Source organism: Nocardiopsis lambiniae, from assembly GCF_031845465.1.
GTDB classification, from domain to species: domain Bacteria; phylum Actinomycetota; class Actinomycetes; order Streptosporangiales; family Streptosporangiaceae; genus Nocardiopsis; species Nocardiopsis lambiniae.
On record NZ_JAVREP010000012.1, the window covers coordinates 56,644 to 74,910 of the forward strand.

Genomic DNA, 18,267 nt, shown 5'->3' on the forward strand with positions numbered 1-18,267 from the left:
GTTCGAGAGAAAACATCTGTCCGAGAGAAGTCCACGGTGCACGACTCCGGGAAGGAACGGTGGTGTCCGTGCCGAGACGATGGACCGTGATCCTGCGCGATCTGGCCGACACGGCGCGTCCGATCCGACCCGAGGACTGCCACGGTCTGCTCAACCGTTGGTGGCCCCAGCCCCCCGAAGAGCACGCCTCGGCCAAACGGTGGGCGATGAACGGGTGGCCGGCCCCGTTGGGTGATCGGCTGCACCACTGGACCCTCACCTGGTTGGACGACGCGGTGGCCCCGCCGGTGGATCCGGAGGGAACGGTGGGACGGATCCAGCGGATCGGCGACCACATCCTCGAACCCCTCTCGGTGACCCGCACCTTCGACCACGACTACGCGACGCTGCTGACCCGCGCGCGGGGCCCGGCCCCGGTGCGGACGGCCGAACTGCGCAGCCGTACCCCCGTGGTCACCACGACCCGGGACACCACCGGTGAGCGGATCCCCCACGTGTGGCCGGGGCCGCGCCGGATCTTCGGCGCCGTGCACCGTTCCGGCGGCGGCATCGTCGGCGGCAGCGGGGCCGTGGGCGCGGTCGCCCGGTTCGCGCCACCCGCGCTGTCCGGGCCGTGGCTGGAATCGGTGTCCGAGGGGTTGGATCTGGTGCGCCGGTCCCCCGTGCCCGACGAGGAGGTGCGGCTGGTCGAACACCACCAGGCCGAAGGCCGGACCGTCCTGGGCTGGCGGGGGGCGCTGCGCCTGGACGTGGTGGGCGGGGACCGGCGGCACGCCGAGGTCTTCACCACCCTGCTCGAACTCGTGGAGTTGTCGGGAGTCGGCAAGTACACCGCCCAGGGCTTCGGGTCGGTGCTGGTCGACACGGTGACCTGGGAGCGGACGGTCGTCGGCGAGGCCGCCCAACGGCCTCGCCGCGCCCCCCGGCGTCCGCCCGCGCCGTCCGGGCCGCCCGGGGCCGAGGCGCCCGTGCGGGCGGTGGCCGAAATCGAGGATTTCGGAGGCGTGCTCTTCGACTGACTGTGAGGCCACCGACGTCCCCGCCCGGGGCGGCGGGAAGGCGCGCCGGAGAGAGGGCATCGCGCGGAAGGCGTCCGTCGAGGTGGACGGACGACGGCTCCCACCCCGTGGACGGGGGTGGGAGCCGTCGTCGTTCCACCCGGGTCCCGCCGGGTCGGGTACGGGCGCGCCCCACGGGCGCGGGGGAGGGGCCGGACCGCCGGATGCCGAGGGGCGCGCCGGGGAGACGGCGCGGGGCCTGGCGGTCGCGGTGCGCGTGCCACCACCGGGACGTGGGCGGTGCACGCAAGGAGGGGGTCGTCACCCTCCGGTGGTCCGGCGGGGTGGTGCCGGGGACCGGTGCGGAACGACTCCGGTGGGGGCGTTCCGGGGAGAACGGGGACCGTCGAGGTCGGTCGGGCCCGTTCGGGTCACGAGGGGCGGCGTTCGGCGGCGGCCCGCTCGCGCAGGGAGCGGGCCAGTCCGCGCAGGTGCGGGACCAGGTCCTGGGGAGTGGGCGGAGTCGGATCGCGCGGGGCGGTCGGTGTGGTCGGGGCGTGGTCGCGCGGGGCGGTCGTTCCGGATGTGTGCGGTGACACCGTGGGAACCTCCGTTTCGTGGGCGGTTCGTGCATGGAACTCTCTCGGACGGACACGCGGAGTGACCGGTCGACCCCACCCGGGGTGGCCGGATGGGGACAACCCGTGGTCCCGAAGGTGCTTTGCGGGCGCCCGACTGGTAAGGGTGGTTCTTCGTGTCCGTCGGTGGGACACCACCGTCCGAGAGTGATGAACGGGTGCCCACCCTCACGGGACCACGCCCTGCCCCCGCCCGGACCCGCGATGAGGAGTCTCGACACGGTGACCTCCGTTCCCGAGCCGCACCGGTCGACCGGCGGTGCGCCCGCCTCGGCGACGCCCCCTGTGAGCGGGGTGCTGGTCGGCGTCGACCTGCGCGGCATCCAGGCCTACGTCTACAGCGGGCGTCGGATCCTGGACGCGGTGGGGCGGGCCGCGCTGGTCGCCGAACTCACCGACACCTCCGACCCGGTACGGGGGATCGCCGACCTGGTGCCCGACACGTGCGTCGTGCTGCGCGACGCCGGTGGCGCGCTCACCGTGGTCCTGCCCGACGCCGCGGCGGCTCGGGACTTCACCGCCCGGTACACCCGGTCGCTGCGCGAGCGCGCCGGCGATCTCACCCCGGTGGTCGCCCACGTCCCCTACGGACCCACGGCCCCCGTCGAGGCGGGCCCGTGGGCCTACGACGTGGACCAGGCACTGTCGGTGCTGCCGGACCGGTTGCGGCGGGCACGTGGATACATGTCCACGCTGCACGACCCCGCGCACGGGTACGGGATCACCGCGGTGTGCGCGGTGGGCGGTGGCCCGGCCGAGGTGGTCGACCCCAGTCGGGCCCAGGACGACCGGACCGGGGTCCCCGAACGGGTGAGCGCCGATGTGGCGAGGGCCCGGGGGATCGGCCGTCGGTGGCACCGTGCGCACAGCGCCGCCTGGGCGGCCGGCGCGGTGACGGCCACCGGGGCGCCGCGTTTGACACTGCCGATGGAGGTGGACCGGCTCGGCCGCGAACCCGGAGATGTCAGCCGCGTCGCGGTCGTGCACGTGGACGTCAACGGCCTCGGCGCGATCCTGGGCGAGTACCGCGACCGCGCGGGCGACCGCGCCGTGCCCGGTTCGGGGGCGCTGGCCCAGCGACGGTTGTCCACGCGCATCGCCGGACTGATCGAGGCGCTGGCGCGTGTCCTGGTACGGGCGGTGGCGGCGACGGTGCGCGTCGACCCGGGGCGGGCGCCGGTCATCCCGGGCGAGGGGGGCGCGCGTCCGATCACCCTGGACCATGAACCCTCCGGGCCGGTCCGCCTGCCGGTGCGGCCGATCGTGGTGGCCGGGGACGATCTCACCGTTCTGTGCGACGCGCGGCTGGCCCTGTCCCTGGTCCGATACGTCCTGGACTGGTTGGACGTGGATCCCGGACGGATCGGTGACCCGGACGACCCCAGGGCCGCCCTGCACCGGACGCTCGCCGACGCCCACGGCGATCGGCCGGGCGGAGGTCGGGTGGTGGCGCGCTCCGACGGTCGATCCCACACCACGTTCGTGCCGACCGTGGGGGTGGGGGTCGCCGTGCAGCCGGTGGGCGCGCCCCTGTCCTTGGGGCACGAATCGTGCGAGGCGATGTGCCGCACGGCCAAACGGCATCGGGTGGCCGCGATGGAGGGTGGCGCCCCCGACGAGCACACGGTGGCCTGGACGACCCGGGTGGACGGGGTCGACCGGCTGCTCGGCCGGTGGGAGGCGGCCCGACGCGGTCCGCTTCCGCGCACCGCCCTGCCGTTGACCGGCACCGGCTTCGCCGGTTTCCTGGACCGGTACCTGGCGGCGGACGCGCCGGGGAGCCTGACCGCCGATCGGGACTCCCGCCGTCGGGGCTGGCTGATCTCGGCACTGGTGCCGCTCTTGGAGTCGGGGGTCGACCCGGAACCGGAGATCGCCCGCCGGGCCCGGGTCACCGGGGCGCCGGTGGACCTGCCCCGGGACTGGACGCCCGCGGGGTTGCTCGACGCCGTGGAGATGATGGACCTGTACCTCGACCCGGGGTTGTCCCGGGCGCTGGACCCCCGGCTCTCCGCCGTCCGACGCGCCCCGTCGAGAGGCGCGTCGAGGTGAGCGCCCCCGATCGCGTCGTGGTGCGGTTGGCCTCGCCCGCCCTGTTCGTGGGCGCCAGCGCCGACGGTACGGGGGCCGACACCGATGTGGTCACCGACGACCACGGGGCGCCCTATCTGCCGCGGCACCGGTTGGCGGCGCGTCTGCGCGCGGGGGCGCACCGGGCCCTGGCCGTCTCCCCGGATCTGGCGGGGGTCGTGGACGAGGTGTTCGGGCGGAGCCGATCGCACGGCCGCGACCGGATGTTGCGGGTGGGGCACGCCGTCGTGGGCGACGCGGTGCGCGCGGCGGTCGCCCGGGCGTTGGCGGGCCGGTCGGAGCGGGCGCGGGCCGTGCTGCGGCGCGCGGTCACCGACGCCCACACCGCGTTGGAGGCGGGGATCGAGGTGGGCTCGGACGGGGCCGCGGAGCCGGGCCGGTTGCGCACCCACCGGGTGCTGCTGCCGGACCTGGTCCTGACCTCGACGCTCACCTGGGCGGAGGAACCGGGCCCCGACCACTGGCGCCTGGTGGCCCGTGCCTGTCTGGCGACCACGCAGATCGGGCTCAAGGGGACCCGGGGACGGGGACGGGTCGATGTGCGCCTGGCTGACCCCGAGGGCGCCGATCCCGACGCGCTCACCCTGCGGCTGGCCGTTCCCCCCGGGGAGGGCCGCCGATGAGCGTCCCGGTGAGCGGCTACCTGCCGTTGCGGTACGTCCTGACCGACACGCTCGTCGTCCGCACCTCCTTCGACCCGCTGCGGATCGACTCCGAACACGTCATCGGCGGGCGGGCCCAGCGCGGGATGCTCGCCGCCGCGCTGCGGCGCGCGGGACTGCGGCGGGAGGAACGGGAGTGGGTGGCCGACGGTGGCCGGATCCGGTTCGCCACCGCCCACCCGAGACTGGAGCCGGGGGCCGACCCCGACCTGCCCGGCCTCTCCCGCGCGTTGGTCGCCTATCCGCCGCCGGCCCACCTGTACACCCTGGGCAAGGACAGCGACACGATGGCGGACGTCTTCGGTGATGCCGATCCGACCGTTCCCTACCGGGCCGTGCGCGATCCGATCACCCTGGACCGGACACTGCGGGCGCGGGTGCGCACCACCACCGAGCGTTATCTGGGGCGGGCGCGCCTCGGCGACCCCGACCGCGGGATGCCGTTCTTCACCACGGCCCTGGACTCCGGGCAGGTCTTCGAGGCGCGTTGGCAGTTGCTCGCCTCCGACCGGGCCGCACTGTCGGAACTGGCGCGGCGGATCGCCGAGGTCCTGGCCGACGCCGAGGGCACCCTGACCCTCGGTTCGGGCGGCACCCGGGCCCACGGCGGCGTGCGGGTCGCCCCGGTGGACCCCGACGACCTCCTCCGCCCGGACCGGGCGGAGGAGGTGGGGCGGCGCGCCTGGGCGGCGGGCCGCCCCTTCGACCTGTTGTTGTCGTCGGCGGCGCTGGTGGTGGGCGCCCAGGGTCAGTACGCTCCCGGCGCCCTGGTCCCGGAGGTGTCGGCGCTGCTGGAACGGTGGCTGCCCGGGGTCGGCGTCGAGGTCGTGGCGGCCCACGTGGAGTCCACGGTGATCGGCGCCTACCACCGCGGTTACCACGGCCCCATGGCCCAGCGTCGGGCTGCCGCGCCGGGCGCGGTGGTGCGGCTCCGCTTGGACCGCGACCTGCCCACCGAACTGGTCCGGGCGATCGAGGCCGACCCGTTGGGCGATCGCGTCATCGACGGCCACGGCCAGTTCGTACTGGTGGACCCGCCGCCGCCGGGCCCGCTGCCGCCCGCCCCCGAGACGGTCCCCCTGGTGGGACGGCCCGCCGGCACGGTCGCCCTGACCGACGGGCGCACCGTCGCGGCGCGGACCTCGGAGGGATGGGACGATCCGGGGTTGGCCGCCCTGTACGACGAACTGCTGTGGAACGCCGCCGCGGGCCCGGTGCGCGATCACGCCCGGTTCCTGGCCCGGCGGTCGGCCCGCAGGCTGGAGCCGCTCACCCCGAGCCTGGTGGGCCGGTTGCGGGAGGTGGTGACCCATCCCCACGATGACGCGGACGCCGCGTTGGAGGCACTGGCGAACGTCGTGGACGGGGACCGCTCCCCGGGCGGCGCGCACAAGGGTCTGCACGATCGCGCGGTCCGGGCGTTGTCGCGGGCCCGGGTGGTGTCGCCGGGGAGCGCGCCGATCCCGGTGCGGGGGTGGTTGTCGGGTCTGTCCGGGGGCGAGGCCGCGGTCTCCTGGTGGGAGGCCAACCGCCCCCGGCCGGCGTACGGTCCCGCCTACGCCGAGGCGATCGCCGTCGTGGACCTGTCCGTGCCCGAGGGGTTGCCGTCGCGCGAGGATCCGTCCGGCCTGTCCGAGCGGGCCCTGGAGTGGGAGCGTCGCACCGCCGCCCGGCTGTGCCTGACACTGGTCTCCTCCTGGTTGGCGGAGGTCGCCCGGGTGCTGCGCGCCCGGGACGTGCCGCGCGGTGGCGGAGGGTGGCGGTGAGCGCGCGGGCGGACCGTCCCGGGGTGCTGTGGGAGATCACCGGGCGGTGGTGTCTGCTCTCCGACACCCACGTCGGTGCCGCGCAGGTCGTGCCCCGGCACGCCGCCCAGAGCGATGTGGACCTGCACCTCGACCGGGATCCGCGCACGGGGGCGCCCCGCCTGCGCGCCACCACCCTGGCCGGTCTGCTGCGGCACGGGCTCGCCGCCCGGGTGGGCGACCCGGCGCGGGCGAGCGAACTGTTCGGGGCGGCGGAGGGCGACGGACGGGCGCCCCGGACCAGCGCGGTGGAGATCGACGACGCGTTCGGCCGGCTGCCCGAGGGCACCGGTGTGGCGGTGCGGACCGGGACCCGGGTGGATCCCGCCGCAGGGACGGTCCTGCCCGGCCTGCTGTGGCAGTGGGAGGTGCTGCCCGCGGGCACCGTTTTCGTCGTCCACCTGCGGTTGCGGGTGGCCGTTCCGGCCGATGAGGCCCGCTTGTTGACGCTCGTGGCGCTGGCGGTCGAGGGGGTGGGGGGCGCGGGCCCGGGCACGCGCGTGGGCGGTCGTACCGGACGCGGGCACGGGTCGGTGCGCGCCACCCACTGGGCGGTCCGCCGCCTGGACCTGGGGGACGAGCACGACTGGTTCGCCCACCACGGCAGGTCGTGGGAGGAGCGGTGGCGGGCGGGGGCGGACGCCCTGGCCGAGGCGTCCGCCGACCTGTCGGTCGCGCTGGCCCGGGAGTTGCGCGCCAAGGACCGGGCCGGCACCGCCGCCCACCTCGCGGCCCGGGTCGCCGGGCCCGATCGTCGGCGCCGGGCCGAACTGCGCCTGGCCTTGGCGGTCGCCGAGCGGACCGACCCGTTGACGGCCCCCTCCGGGGACCTGCGGCCGGGGCTGCTGTCGATCGGGGACGCGCCCACCGGCGACCGGCTCGGTGAGGTGGACCGGGCCCACCGGGAGCGACCGGTGGTCGAGGACCCCGACAAGGGCGAGGTGCGCATCGCACCCGTACTCGGCGATACCGCACTGTTCGCCCTGGTCAAAAGGATCGCGGCGCGATCGGTCCGGGACGCGGCCGAGGCATTGGGCGACGCCGACCCGGGGCGACGTCAGGCCTGGTACGACCACTGGTGGGGGGCCGACACCGGGGCGCGGGAGGCCGTGCCGCGCCCTTCCCGGGTACGGCTGCGGACCGTACCGGTGATCACCGGGGGCGCGGTGTTGACCGCCACCCGGATGACAGTGGACTCCCTGTTCGGCGACGCGGTGGACGGTCGTCTGTTCACCGACGACCTCCAGTGCGGGGGCGTCGCCGAGGTGGTCTTCGACATCGACGATCCCGACGACGCGATCCGCGGACTGTGCGCGCTGGTCGTCCGCGACCTGGCGACGGTTCCCTTCGACACCGTGGGGGCGGGCGCCGGCGTCGGCCACGGGCGGGTGAGCGCGGTCCGCGCGGAGCTGGTCACCCTCACCGGTGACCGCGCGCCCGAGCGGGTCGACCTGCTCGACGCGTCGTTCGCGCCGGACGGCGCGGACGCGGAGGTCGTCCGGGGGTGGGTGGCGGCCCTGCGCGCCCTGCTCTCCCCGGAGCCGGACCGCGAGGACGGCACATCACGAGGAAAGGGCGGTGGACCATGACCGATGTCCCCGAACCGCTGGGAGTGACCGTGCGCCGGCTCGACGCCGGGGAGATCGACGCCGTGCTGGACGAGGTCTTCGTGCGCGGTGTGCGCTCGCGTCTGCTCGACGCCGGTGTGGCGGGCGTCGCCGGTGACCCGGAGGTCCCCCAATGGATGTTGGCCGAGTTGGGGGACGGTCGCATCACCGGTGTCTGCCCCCGGGGGCACTGGCACCGTTCGGACGGACCCGCCACCGCGGACCTGTCGGCGCGCCCGCCGGTCACGGCCGTGGACCGGGTGCGCGTTCTGGAGGTCCTGGTCTTCGCCCCCCACGCCCAGATCCGTGTCGGCGAGGGTGCCCGGGCGGGGTGGATCAGCGGTGACGCCCCCGGCGAACTCCCCTCGTGGTCGCGCCCCCGGGACCGTTCCTTCCTGTTGCAGGGGTGGACGGGTCCCGGGCACGGCCGTTCCCCGGGCGAGGGGGTGCCGCTGTCGGTGACCGCCGAACCGTCCGGGGCGCGGGCGGTCCTGCCGGTCCTCTGGGCCGGTTTCTCCGCGCGGGTGCGGCGCGAACGCGGCGGACGGGCGGTCGTGGAGGGCACGGGGAGCTGGCTGACCGTGCGCGAGTACTGGGCGCAGGACCCGGAGACGGGGGCCGTGGGGGTGGCCTTCCACCGGCTGACCGGGGTGTGCACCGGCCCCAAGCCCACCGGGCCGGTGTTCGACCCGGGGACCGGTGACGAACCGTCCGAGACCGGGGGGCGAGGGCCGTGGTGAACCCCCGCGACGTGGCCTCCCGGGTCGGGGGCGGCCGACCCCGACCCCCGGGGCGTGGCGGCCCGGTGCGCGCCACCGCGCCCTACGGCGCGGTCCGGATGGCCGACGGACCCCTGCCCGCCGCCGACCTGCACGGTGACCACGACACCGGCGACCTGCTGCGCAGCCACGACCGTACGGTGCCCGGCACCCGTTCGGGATGGATCGACCTGACGCTGACCACGCTCACGCCCGCCTTCGTCGGCCGGACCCCGGGCCGGGGAGGGGTGAGCCGGTCCCTGCGTCTGCCCGACGGGGAGCAGCCGCTGCCGGCGGTCCCGGGTTCGGGGCTGCGCGGGCTGGTGCGCAACACCCTGCGCATGCTCACCAGCGGTGAGACGGGGCCGGTCAACACGCCGATGCTGTTCTTCCGGGCCCCGGTCCGCGTCGATCCGGCGGCTGCGGACAGCGCCCTGTCGGCGCGGGCGCGGTCGGTGATGGCCCTGCGGCACGCCCAGTACCGGCAACGCCGGACCGGGCTGCGCACCAAACAGGGGTTCCTGTTCCACGAACGGTCACGGGATCGCTGGTCCATCGTCGAGGTCCCCTCCACCCCGGTGACGGGTGACCGGGGCCGGGCGCTCAAGGTGCCCTTCACGGTGCTGCGGGAGAGCCTGAAGCGGTGGGACTTCGGAGTGGACGACTTCCCGGATCCGCCTCGGGGCACCGCCTACGTGCCCACCTCGCACGAACAGCACGGACACGTGCAGTACCGCTGGGTGTACGCCGTGCACCTGCCGGGGGAGCGGCGGATCCACGCGGTGGCGCCGACGGAGGAGGAGGCCCGCGCGCACCTGGCCGAGCACACCTTCGGCCCCGGGGACCTGGGGCGGGGCGGGGTCGTCCAGGCCCTGGTGGTCCTGACCGGCACGGCCGCCGGGGAACGCCGTAACGCGTACCTCTTCCCCCGGCCGCCGGACCTGAGGACGGGGCGGGCGCGCGTCCCCGATTCCCTGGTGGAGATGTTCGAGTCGGCCGAGCAGATCACCGGGTACCAGCGGGCCGCGTTCCCCGACGGGCTCGGGGTGGGGGAGGGCGATCCCGAACGCGAGGCGGTGGCCGGAGCCGGGGGCGGCGGACTGCCGCGCCGCGGGATGGAACCGGTCTGGTTCGACGTGGACGCCCGGGGCACGGTGGTGTCCTTCGGCCGTTCGGGCGGTTACCGGATCGCGGTCAGCGACGAGGACCCGATCCGTCGGGCCGTCCCGGAGCGGCTCATGACACCCCAGCACGGCGACGTCGACCGGGCCGAGCGGGCGGGTCGTCCGGTGGACGTGTGCCGGGCCCTGTTCGGGGACGTGGACACCTTCGCGGGGGAGGCGGCGGCCTCGAAGGGACGGGTGTTCTTCGGCAACGCGCTGTGCGCCGACCCCGATCCGGACCATCCCGACGGGGCCGTGCTGCGGGTGCGGTTGCTCTCGCCCCAGCGCGGATGCTTCGCCAACTACCTGCTCCAAGGGCCGGACGCGGCCTCGGGGGACCGGCCGGACATCATCACCTGGTCCCACGAGGGGCGGGTGCGGCTCAACGGTTACAAGGTCTACCTGCATCGACACCGGAACGATCTGGGGACGCCGGTGCGCTACGACGCCCGGGCGCAGGAGGACCTGGGGGTGACGGTGCTGGAGGCGGGGCGCGACCACGAACCGCCCCGGGACACCCAGCGCGACATCGTCCCGTTGCGGGACGGGGTGACCTTCCGGTCGCGGATCACCTTCACCAATCTCACGGACGGGGAGGTGGGGGCCCTGATGCGGGCCCTGCTGCTGGACAACCCGGTGGACGGCGGGGACCCGTCCGACCCCGAGTACGCGCACAAGATCGGCATGGGCAAGTCACTGGGGATGGGCAGCGTGCACCTGCGCCCGGAGCTGTACCTGGTGGATCGGCGGGCCCGGGCCCTGTCGGTGGACCCGGGGGCCGGGGTGGAGCGCGCCGACGAGGCCCGGGTCCGGGGGTTCCTGGACGTCTTCGACGCCGCCCTGGTCGCGTGCCGGTCCACGGGCAACGGTGAGGCGTCGCGGTGGCGCGAGGTGGATCAGGCGGTGGACGTGCTCCTGGCCGCGCGCTGGCGGCACCGGCTGCCCTGGGAGGACACCGCGGTGATGTCGCTGCGCGAGTTCGCCGAGTACCCGATCCTGCCGTCGTTGGTCGACCGCTTCGCGGCGGCCGACCGCGTCAACCGGTGATGACCTCGGTCAGGGCGTCGATCAGGTCGGCGCGCAGGTCCAGGTCGTCCTGGGCGTTCGCCCACAGCGCGGGCACGCCCCGCCCCTCCTCCAGGAGATCGCACAGCAGGGAGTCCAGGGTGCCCTGGGGATCGGCCTCCAGGGCGGACCGCTGTTCCCTGGCGCGTGCGGACAGCTCCAGGGCGGTCCGCTCCAGCCACATCCTCTCCTCCTCGCTGAGCACCTCCCGGCGCTCGGACTCGTCCTGGGCCGGGTGCGCGGGGCCGTCCGGCACGGGGGCGTAGGGCGCGCTGCGGGCCCGGCCCCGGGCCTGCTGTACCAGGGCGAAGTGGGCGGGCATGTCCACCGCCATACGGCCCAGGACCCCGGTCAGCCTGCGGGCGACGTCCTCGCCGTCGAGGGTCGGCAGCAGGTCGCGCAGCAGCAGTCGGCGTCGCTGGTCGGGGGTGCGGCCGGGGTCGGCGTCGCGACCGCAGGCCAGTTCGGCGAGTTTGCGCAGCAGGTAGTCGCCGGTGGCGGTGGAGACCATCGGGGCCTCCTTGGCCCCGCCCAGGCGACGCCCGTGCAGGTCGACGACGGGCACGGCACTGCCGTCCTCGGTGAAGGACACGTTCTCCCCGGGGGCGATGTCCTCGGGCAGGTCGGCGGCCGGATTGCCCCAGCCGGCGGTGAGCACCAGCATGGCCAGGGCCTCCTGTTCGACCACGTCGGTGGCCACGCGGGCGACGTCACGGCGCTGGGCCCAGCGCCGGGGGCGTTCGGAGAACGCGCAGCGCACCCGCCCGTCGGAGGAGGGGCGGGGGTACACGTGGCGCAGGTTCTTGTAGGAGCGGTCCCGGCGCACGTCGTCCAGGGCATCGCGCAGCCGGTGCGCGGCGGTGCGGTCGACTCCTCCCTCGCCGGGGACGGCGCGTCTCATGCGCACGGCGATGACGCCGTCGGGATCGCCGCCGTGCACCGGGCACGGGCAGTGCTCGGCGCACAGATCGACGTAGTCGCAGAACTGTTCGGCGTGGCCCGAGCAGCCCTGCGCGGTTCCGTCCGCGGAGCAGGGCCCGCACCCCAGGACACGCGTGAAGACGCGCAGGAAGGTGGCGGAGCCGAACAGCTCCCAGGCGGAGCAGTGGTGCGTGCTCACGAACTCTTCTCCCCGGGTGTTCCGGGGCCGGGTCGCTTCCCCAGCCCTCCGGAGAAGCGTGTGCGAGTACGTGAGACCTCAGGTGGCACTCCCGCGTCAACGGGAGACCGTATACCAAAATATGACTGATACGACCGGAATGTCAATTCTTTGCCTTGGTCCCCAAGGCATATCAATCCTTCTGGATAGCTATAAATCAGACATCAGTAACAGCAGTCCCTTCCCGTGCTCCGCCGTGTCGCGCCCGGACCGCGTCCGCCCCTGTCCGAGAGACTGCGATGAGGGTTCCGGGACAGGGGCGGACGCGGTCCCGGGGCCGCCGTCGAGCGAGAGGAACGGAGGTCGCCGGATGCCGGTTGTCAACCTGACGCCGCATGTGGTGACAGTCGTGGACGAGGACGCGAGGGTCATCCGCACCTGGCCCGGCGCGGTCGAACCCGCTCGGGTCGAGGCGGAGCGGGTGCCCATGGGCCACCTGGACGACGACAAGTGCCGGGGCCTGGTCCCCCTGATCGTCGAGCGGCGCACCAGGGCCAACCTTCCCGAGCCGAGGGAGGGGGTGTGGTTCATCGTCTCCTCCGTGGTCGGTTCCGCGCACCCCGAACGCGATGACCTGCTCATACCCTCCGATCTGGTCAGGGACAAGAGGGGCGTGGTCACGGCGTGCCGATCGTTCGTGATCAGCGGACGGTCACCGAAGAAAGGGAAGGGGCGCGCGGTGGAGATCACCAAACGGACGTGATTTGTTCGATCATCACCTTTTGCCACGGGATAGCTTTGTTCCTCACGAAAAGAACAAATCCCCCCTGTGGAAAAGGACGCCGTGGACAGTCCCAGCGTCGCCGTCGTGCTGGTCGGCCTCAACCCCACCCCGGCACTGTTGTCCTCTCTCACCCTTCCGGCGGACCGGATCGTCCTGCTGTGCAGTGACGGAACCCGCTCTCTCGCCGAACGCGTGGCCGCGGCCCTGGAACGCCTCGCCCCCGACCGCTCGGCGCGGGTCATGGGCGTGGGCCCCGACCCGCATGATCCGGTCGGTGTGGGCGTCGCGCTGGAACGGATCCACCGCGACCACGGGGTCGCCCCCCGTCACCTGGACTACACCGGTGGCACCAAGGTGATGAGCGTGGCCGCGGCCCTGCACCGCGCGCCGGCCACGGGAGCCCCGGGGCTCCGGTGCCACTACCTCGATCCCACCTCCGACCTGCTGCGTCCCGTCGACGCGGCCGACCCGGCACTGCCCATCGCCGACGGTGGGGTCGACCTCGGCGTGCTCGCCGACGTCCACGGCGCCCACTGGTTGGAGGACCGCGACCCCGCCCCCGTGCGCGCAGCCCTGCGCGGCGGTGCCCGAGCGCTGCGCGAGACCTTCCCCGGACTGCACCCCACGGAGGTGCGCGGGGTCGTCAACGAGGCGGAGGTCCTGCGCCACCTGCGGCGCATCACCCGGGGTCGGGGCGATATCGAGGTGCTGGGCCCGCGCCGGGTCGCCGACCCGCGGCACCCCGCCGATTCCATCGCGGACTTCGACGCCCTCGTTCGGATCCGGCACCGCGTGCTGTGCGTGGAGGTCAAGAGCGGTCCGGAGGAGGTGGTCGCCCGTGCCGGGTGGACCGTGGCCAAGGCCCGCCGCGTGTTCGGCAACGTCGCCAAGGTGCTGTTCGTGCACACCGGGCCCCCCGTCCCCGGGCTGCGCGAACGGATCTCCGACCACAGCCCCGCCCTGAGCTCCTCGAACGTGCAGGCGTGGAGCCTGAGGGACCTGCGCGAACGCCTGACCGACGCCGAGGCCCTGCGTCGGGCCTTCTTCCCGGGCCAGGCGGGACCGGGGAGCGGCCCTCACACGCGGACCGCGCCGCCCACCGCGTCCTCCGCGCCTTCGGCCGCGTCCTTCCCTCCCCGGGCCGTTCCTTCCGCGCCCCCGACCGCCCCCTGCGCGGCAGCGACCGCGCCGATCTGCGCGGTCACCGCCACCGGGCCCGCCCCGATCCTGGTCACCGCCCTGGGCAGCAGCCGCCTGGGTCTGCTGTCGGCCGTCCACGCCCACCGGCCCGCCCGGGCGCTGCTGATCTCCTCCCGGCAGGGCGTGCGCTCGGGTGTGCGCGAGGCGGCGGCGCGCGCCCTGTACGCAGCCGAACACCCGGGCGCCCCTCTCCCCGACACCGCCGGGCTGCGGGAGTCGGGCCACCGCGACCGGATCCGGTTCGCCGCCGACCCGGTGGACGGCTTCGACGCCGGGGCCGTCGCCGACGCGGCACGGGCCTGGATCGACGGAGTGCGCGCCGAGGACCCCGAGCGACCGGTGGTCGTCGACGTCACCACCGGCACCAAGGCGATGAGCCTCGGACTGGCCCTGGCCGCCCGTCGATCGGGGGCGTGCATCGCCTGCCTCGTGGTGCGCGACCGGACCGTGGTGTGCCTGGCCCACGGCGGGACCGCCGCGCAGGGGCGGGCGGTGGTGGACTGGGCCCTGGTCCTGGACGGTTACGCGCCCCTGGTCGGGCCCCTGTCCGACGCGGTGTGCCCTCAGGGGGCCGCGCAGATCGACGTCCCCCTGGTGGCGGCTGCGGCCGATCACCTGGCGCGGGCGGCGAGCGGCCCGGTCGGGGTGTGGGCGGACCGCTCCCTGGCGGACCCGGCGACGGCGTCGACGGCCCGGGAACGGTCCGCCGTGGTGCTCACCTTCGACGACCGGGCGGTCGGTCTGGTCGCCCCCTCCTGGCGGCGTCCCGGCCGTTCCGGCGTGGTGCGCGGGGTGAGCCGGGGCGCCTGGGCGCAGAGCGTCTCGGCCGCCACGGGCCACCTCAACCTGCGCTGTGACGTCGCGGGCAAGGTGATGGCCCTGTCCCGGCCGGGCGGGGACGTGGGCCGTGCCGGCGAGCTGGTCGCGTGGATCACCCACGACGAACCGGACGACGACGGTGGAGGGGACTGGGGTTTCGGCGACCCACAGCGCCCGGTGCTGGTCGTCGCCGACCCCGCCGCGCCGCCCGCCCTGTGGAACACCGACGTCAGCGTCCTGTGACCGGGAGCGGTGCCATGCCCCGGCCCTTCGCGGAACGACCGGGCGCGGAGACCGTGTCATCACCGACCACACGCCCGCCGACCGGCGAGGATGGGAGGCAGGGGACCGCCCGAGGCGCGGGCGGGGAACGGAGTCCGCGGTGATGCGGTCGGTACGGACCTGGTCGGCGGCGGTGGTGACGGCGGCCCTGCTGCTCGCCTGCCCGCCGTCCACCGGCCCCGATCCCGCCGTGGAGACGATCCCCCCGCGGTTCGCGGGACAGGACATCGCCTGGGGGCCCTGTCCCGTTCGCGGGGAGCCCGTGGAGTGCGGCACCGTCGCCGTCCCCCTCGACCACGACCGGCCCGACGGGCAGACCCTCGATCTGGCCCTCATCCGGCTTCCGGCCACCGGCGCCCCGGAGGAACGGATCGGTTCCCTGGTGATCAACCCGGGCGGTCCGGGCGTCCCCGGCACCGGCCTGTTCCACGGGTCCGCGTTCTCCGAGGACGTCCGCTCCGCCTTCGACCTGGTCTCCTTCGACCCGCGCGGTGTCGGCGCCAGCGACGTTCTGTCCTGCGGTGACCTCTACGCCCTGGACGACGCGCGACAGGACATCGCCGACGTCCACCCCGATCACCTGACCCCGGTCCACCTGCAACCCCTGGACGACGCCGCCCGGCGTTACGCGGCCTCCTGTGCCGAGGCGGCCGGGGAGACGTTCCTGGCCGAGATCGGCACCGTCAACGTGGTGCGCGACCTGGAGATCGTCCGCGACGCCCTGGGCGACGGGACGCTGACCTACGTGGGCTACTCCTACGGCGCCCACATCGGGGCCCTGTACGCCCACACGTACCCCTCGAACACCCGGGCCATGGTGCTGGACGCCGCCGTGGACACCGACGGCTCCACCGTCGAGATCGCGCTGGACCAGGCCGTCGCGTTCCAGGGCGCCTGGGAGCGGTTCGTCGCGCACTGCGCCGCCACCGTCGAGGACTGCCCGTTCGCCGGGGAGACCGACCCCGACGCCCTGGCCCGCGAACTCCTGGACGCGCTCGACAGGGACCCCGCGTCGGTCGACGGGGTACCGGTCGACGGTCGGTTGCTGCTGCTCATGGCGACCAGCGCGCTGTACCGGGAGGAGACCTGGGATCCGCTGGCCGACGCGTTCGCCGCCCTGGAACGGGAGGAGGAGGGCGAGCCGGAGAAGGGGCTGCGCGCCCTGTACGAGGAACTCTTCGGCGGTCACGTGGAGCAGGAGGGGGAGGAACCGGTCGAACCCGGGCCGGGCGGCGACCACGGCGATCCGCGTGCCGCCTACACGGCCGTCACCTGTGCCGATCACGCCTCACCCGCCGGTATCGAGGGGTACCGGGACGTCGCCGCCGAGGCCGCCGACCGGTCCCCGCTCTTCGGCGCGGACGCCGTCTGGGAACACCTGCCCTGTGCCCACTGGGGGCACGCCGAACGTCCGCCGACCGGGTTCACCGCCCCCGACGCCCCGCCGGTGGTGATCATCGGGACCGTGGGCGACCCGGTCACCCCCTACGCCTGGTCGCGCGACCTCGCCGACCGCCTGGACCACGCGGTCCTGATCACCTACGAGGGCGGTGGACACACCCTGTACGGCTCGGGCCGGGTGCCGTGCGTCGAGGAACCCGTGGACCACTACCTGCTCACCGGAGAGCCGCCGCCGGACGGGTCGCGCTGCCCCCGGGTGTGACCGGGCGTGGAGGAGACCCCGCCGTACGGTCGTTCCGCGCGACGAGGTCCCCGGCTTTCACGGACGGCGTCGCGGCGGCGGTACCGGGATCGGGTGCCTCCCGGGGGCGAGGTCGCGCTGGACCAGGGCGCACGGCGTCGACGGCCACGCCCACGCCCACAGCACGACCGTCACCGTCCAGGCCACGGCTCCGGCGAGCGTGGGAACCGCCAACGCGACGACCCCGCCGACCACGGCCACCAGGGCGCTCGCCCACGAGTACGGGACGAGGCCGCCCCGGCCGGTGGAACGCATGCACCCCGACCCGCCCAGGATCGCGCGGGTCGGGGCGATCGGCGCCGCCCACCCCAGGGCGGTGCGCACCGCCGCGTCGGCCCTCGGGGCCGCCGCCCCGGTCGCGCCCGGCGGCGGCACGGACATCGGATCGATCACCCACACCCCGCTCAACAGCACGCACACCCCGTAGACCGCCACCGATACCGAGGTGGAGCGGGCCGAGGCCCGTCCGCGCGGAGCCCGCGCCGACCCCACCGCGCCACCGATCGCCAGGGCTCCGCACGCCGACAGCACGAGCGCGCGGACCCACCCGGGGCCGGCGGCGACGAACGGGTTCATCACCGGGGTCGGGTCGCCCCAGGACCGTCGGATCAGAGAGAGGAGCGGTTGCGCGGGGCCGGTCGACATGCCGCGGAGCAGCGGGGAACGGGTCGTGTCCGCCTGCCGTCGGGCCCCGGCCGCGCTCGCCGTGGCCGGTCGCGGGTTCCGTGTGTTCGCACCCATGACGGTGTCGCCCCCATCGGGAGAGTGCTGTGGTGGGAGTCGTCGGGGAGAATCCTCGACCTCATCGACTGTGACCCCAGTCTCACACCCGGCACCGACAATCCACGGTCCGTCCACGGGGATCCGAGCCGGTCGGAACGGGAGATCCGCAGAGGCCGCGCCGAGGGCCGGGCTCACCCGCGCGGGGGAGCCCGACCCGCTCCGTTCCCCGTACCGGGGGAGGACGGGGCCGGCCCGGCGGCGGGAGCATGGACACCGATCGGGACGTCACCGGGAGGAACGATGGCCATCGCGCACACGGACACCCCGCACCGCGGGCTCGGCACGGCGGCGGCGGGGGCGGCGCTGCTGCTGGGGATCGCCCACGTCGTCGTCACCACGGCCGCGGCGCTCGTCGGCCGGGCCGAGTTCACCCCCGCCCACCTGGCGTGGGTGGTCGTCCCCGCGCTGATCTGCGGGGTGGGCCTCGCGCCCCTCGGCCTCATCCTGGGCCGTTCATCGCGCCCGGCGGCGATCTGGGTGGCGCTCTGCGGGGTGACCGCCGTGCTCACCGGGGGCCTGAGCGTCATCGGACTGCTGCCCGCCCTGGGCGCCGGATCCCCGGCCGACCTCTGGGGGCTCTTCGCCGGGCCGGGGCCCTACGCCCTGCCCGCGGCGGTGCTGTACACCCTGCTCACCCTGAGGGCGACTCGGACCCGGCGGACGGTTCCGCGCGTGTGACACGCGACCGGCACCGGTCCCCCGCGCGCGAGGGGCCGACGGGTACCCGGGACGAACTCCGTCACCGGTTCCGACCGGTCCCCCGCGCGCGAGGGGCCGACGCCGGTCGCGCCCGGTTCGCGACCCAACGCCC

At 75.0% G+C, this 18,267-nt stretch carries 14 protein-coding genes; 11 read left to right on the top strand and 3 right to left on the bottom strand.

Annotation, left to right across the window (positions count from 1 at the left end; all coding sequences use genetic code 11):
• Nucleotides 1-59: 59 nt before the first annotated feature.
• Complete coding sequence (locus tag RM479_RS18255) at nucleotides 60-1,019, top strand: CRISPR system precrRNA processing endoribonuclease RAMP protein Cas6 (protein ID WP_311512928.1); 960 nt, start codon at nucleotides 60-62, stop codon at nucleotides 1,017-1,019.
• Nucleotides 1,020-1,429: 410 nt separating this feature from the next.
• On the opposite strand, the gene RM479_RS18260 is transcribed toward RM479_RS18255, so the two are convergent.
• Nucleotides 1,430-1,597 (bottom strand): hypothetical protein, encoded by a 168-nt coding sequence (locus tag RM479_RS18260; RefSeq protein ID WP_311512929.1) that lies wholly within the window; start codon nucleotides 1,595-1,597, stop codon nucleotides 1,430-1,432.
• A gap of 243 nt (nucleotides 1,598-1,840) precedes the next feature.
• Here RM479_RS18260 and RM479_RS18265 point away from each other — a divergent pair, with 243 nt between their 5' ends.
• The 6 genes from RM479_RS18265 to RM479_RS18290 are packed head-to-tail and all read left to right on the top strand — an operon-like array spanning nucleotide 1,841 to nucleotide 10,769.
• Complete coding sequence (locus RM479_RS18265; RefSeq protein WP_311512930.1) at nucleotides 1,841-3,688, top strand: hypothetical protein; 1,848 nt, start codon at nucleotides 1,841-1,843, stop codon at nucleotides 3,686-3,688.
• Complete coding sequence (locus RM479_RS18270) at nucleotides 3,685-4,350, top strand: hypothetical protein (protein ID WP_311512931.1); 666 nt, start codon at nucleotides 3,685-3,687, stop codon at nucleotides 4,348-4,350. The genes RM479_RS18265 and RM479_RS18270 overlap by 4 nt, the downstream gene beginning before the upstream one ends.
• Complete coding sequence (locus RM479_RS18275; protein ID WP_311512932.1) at nucleotides 4,347-6,155, top strand: hypothetical protein; 1,809 nt, start codon at nucleotides 4,347-4,349, stop codon at nucleotides 6,153-6,155. Before RM479_RS18270 ends, RM479_RS18275 begins: the two co-directional genes overlap by 4 nt.
• Complete coding sequence (locus RM479_RS18280; RefSeq protein ID WP_311512933.1) at nucleotides 6,152-7,783, top strand: RAMP superfamily CRISPR-associated protein; 1,632 nt, start codon at nucleotides 6,152-6,154, stop codon at nucleotides 7,781-7,783. The genes RM479_RS18275 and RM479_RS18280 overlap by 4 nt, the downstream gene beginning before the upstream one ends.
• Nucleotides 7,780-8,541 (top strand): hypothetical protein, encoded by a 762-nt coding sequence (locus tag RM479_RS18285; RefSeq protein WP_311512934.1) that lies wholly within the window; start codon nucleotides 7,780-7,782, stop codon nucleotides 8,539-8,541. The genes RM479_RS18280 and RM479_RS18285 overlap by 4 nt, the downstream gene beginning before the upstream one ends.
• Entirely contained in the window at nucleotides 8,538-10,769 is a 2,232-nt protein-coding gene (locus RM479_RS18290) for a TIGR03986 family type III CRISPR-associated RAMP protein (protein WP_397222545.1), read from the top strand. Before RM479_RS18285 ends, RM479_RS18290 begins: the two co-directional genes overlap by 4 nt.
• Here the strand turns inward: RM479_RS18290 and RM479_RS18295 are convergent.
• Nucleotides 10,759-11,907 carry a hypothetical protein gene (locus RM479_RS18295; RefSeq protein WP_311512936.1) on the bottom strand — a complete coding sequence of 383 codons (1,149 nt, stop codon included), beginning with the start codon at nucleotides 11,905-11,907 and terminating at the stop codon, nucleotides 10,759-10,761. The two genes, RM479_RS18290 and RM479_RS18295, sit on opposite strands and share 11 nt — an antisense overlap.
• Nucleotides 11,908-12,256: 349 nt before the next feature.
• On the opposite strand from RM479_RS18295, the gene RM479_RS18300 reads away from it, so the two are divergent.
• From RM479_RS18300 to RM479_RS18310, 3 genes are all read left to right on the top strand, one after another.
• Nucleotides 12,257-12,649, top strand: coding sequence for a hypothetical protein (locus tag RM479_RS18300; RefSeq protein ID WP_311512937.1), 393 nt, complete (start codon nucleotides 12,257-12,259; stop codon nucleotides 12,647-12,649).
• A gap of 81 nt (nucleotides 12,650-12,730) precedes the next feature.
• Entirely contained in the window at nucleotides 12,731-14,932 is a 2,202-nt protein-coding gene (locus tag RM479_RS18305) for a CRISPR-associated protein (protein ID WP_311512938.1), read from the top strand.
• Between the two features lie 142 nt (nucleotides 14,933-15,074).
• On the top strand, nucleotides 15,075-16,634 hold the full coding sequence (locus RM479_RS18310) for an alpha/beta hydrolase (protein ID WP_311512939.1): 1,560 nt from the start codon (nucleotides 15,075-15,077) through the stop codon (nucleotides 16,632-16,634).
• Nucleotides 16,635-16,691: 57 nt separating this feature from the next.
• Here RM479_RS18310 and RM479_RS18315 read toward each other — a convergent pair whose 3' ends face one another.
• Entirely contained in the window at nucleotides 16,692-17,318 is a 627-nt protein-coding gene (locus tag RM479_RS18315) for a hypothetical protein (protein WP_311512940.1), read from the bottom strand.
• A 378-nt stretch (nucleotides 17,319-17,696) separates the two neighbouring features.
• On the opposite strand from RM479_RS18315, the gene RM479_RS18320 reads away from it, so the two are divergent.
• Complete coding sequence (locus tag RM479_RS18320) at nucleotides 17,697-18,134, top strand: hypothetical protein (protein ID WP_311512941.1); 438 nt, start codon at nucleotides 17,697-17,699, stop codon at nucleotides 18,132-18,134.
• The last annotated feature ends 133 nt before the right edge of the window (nucleotides 18,135-18,267 follow it).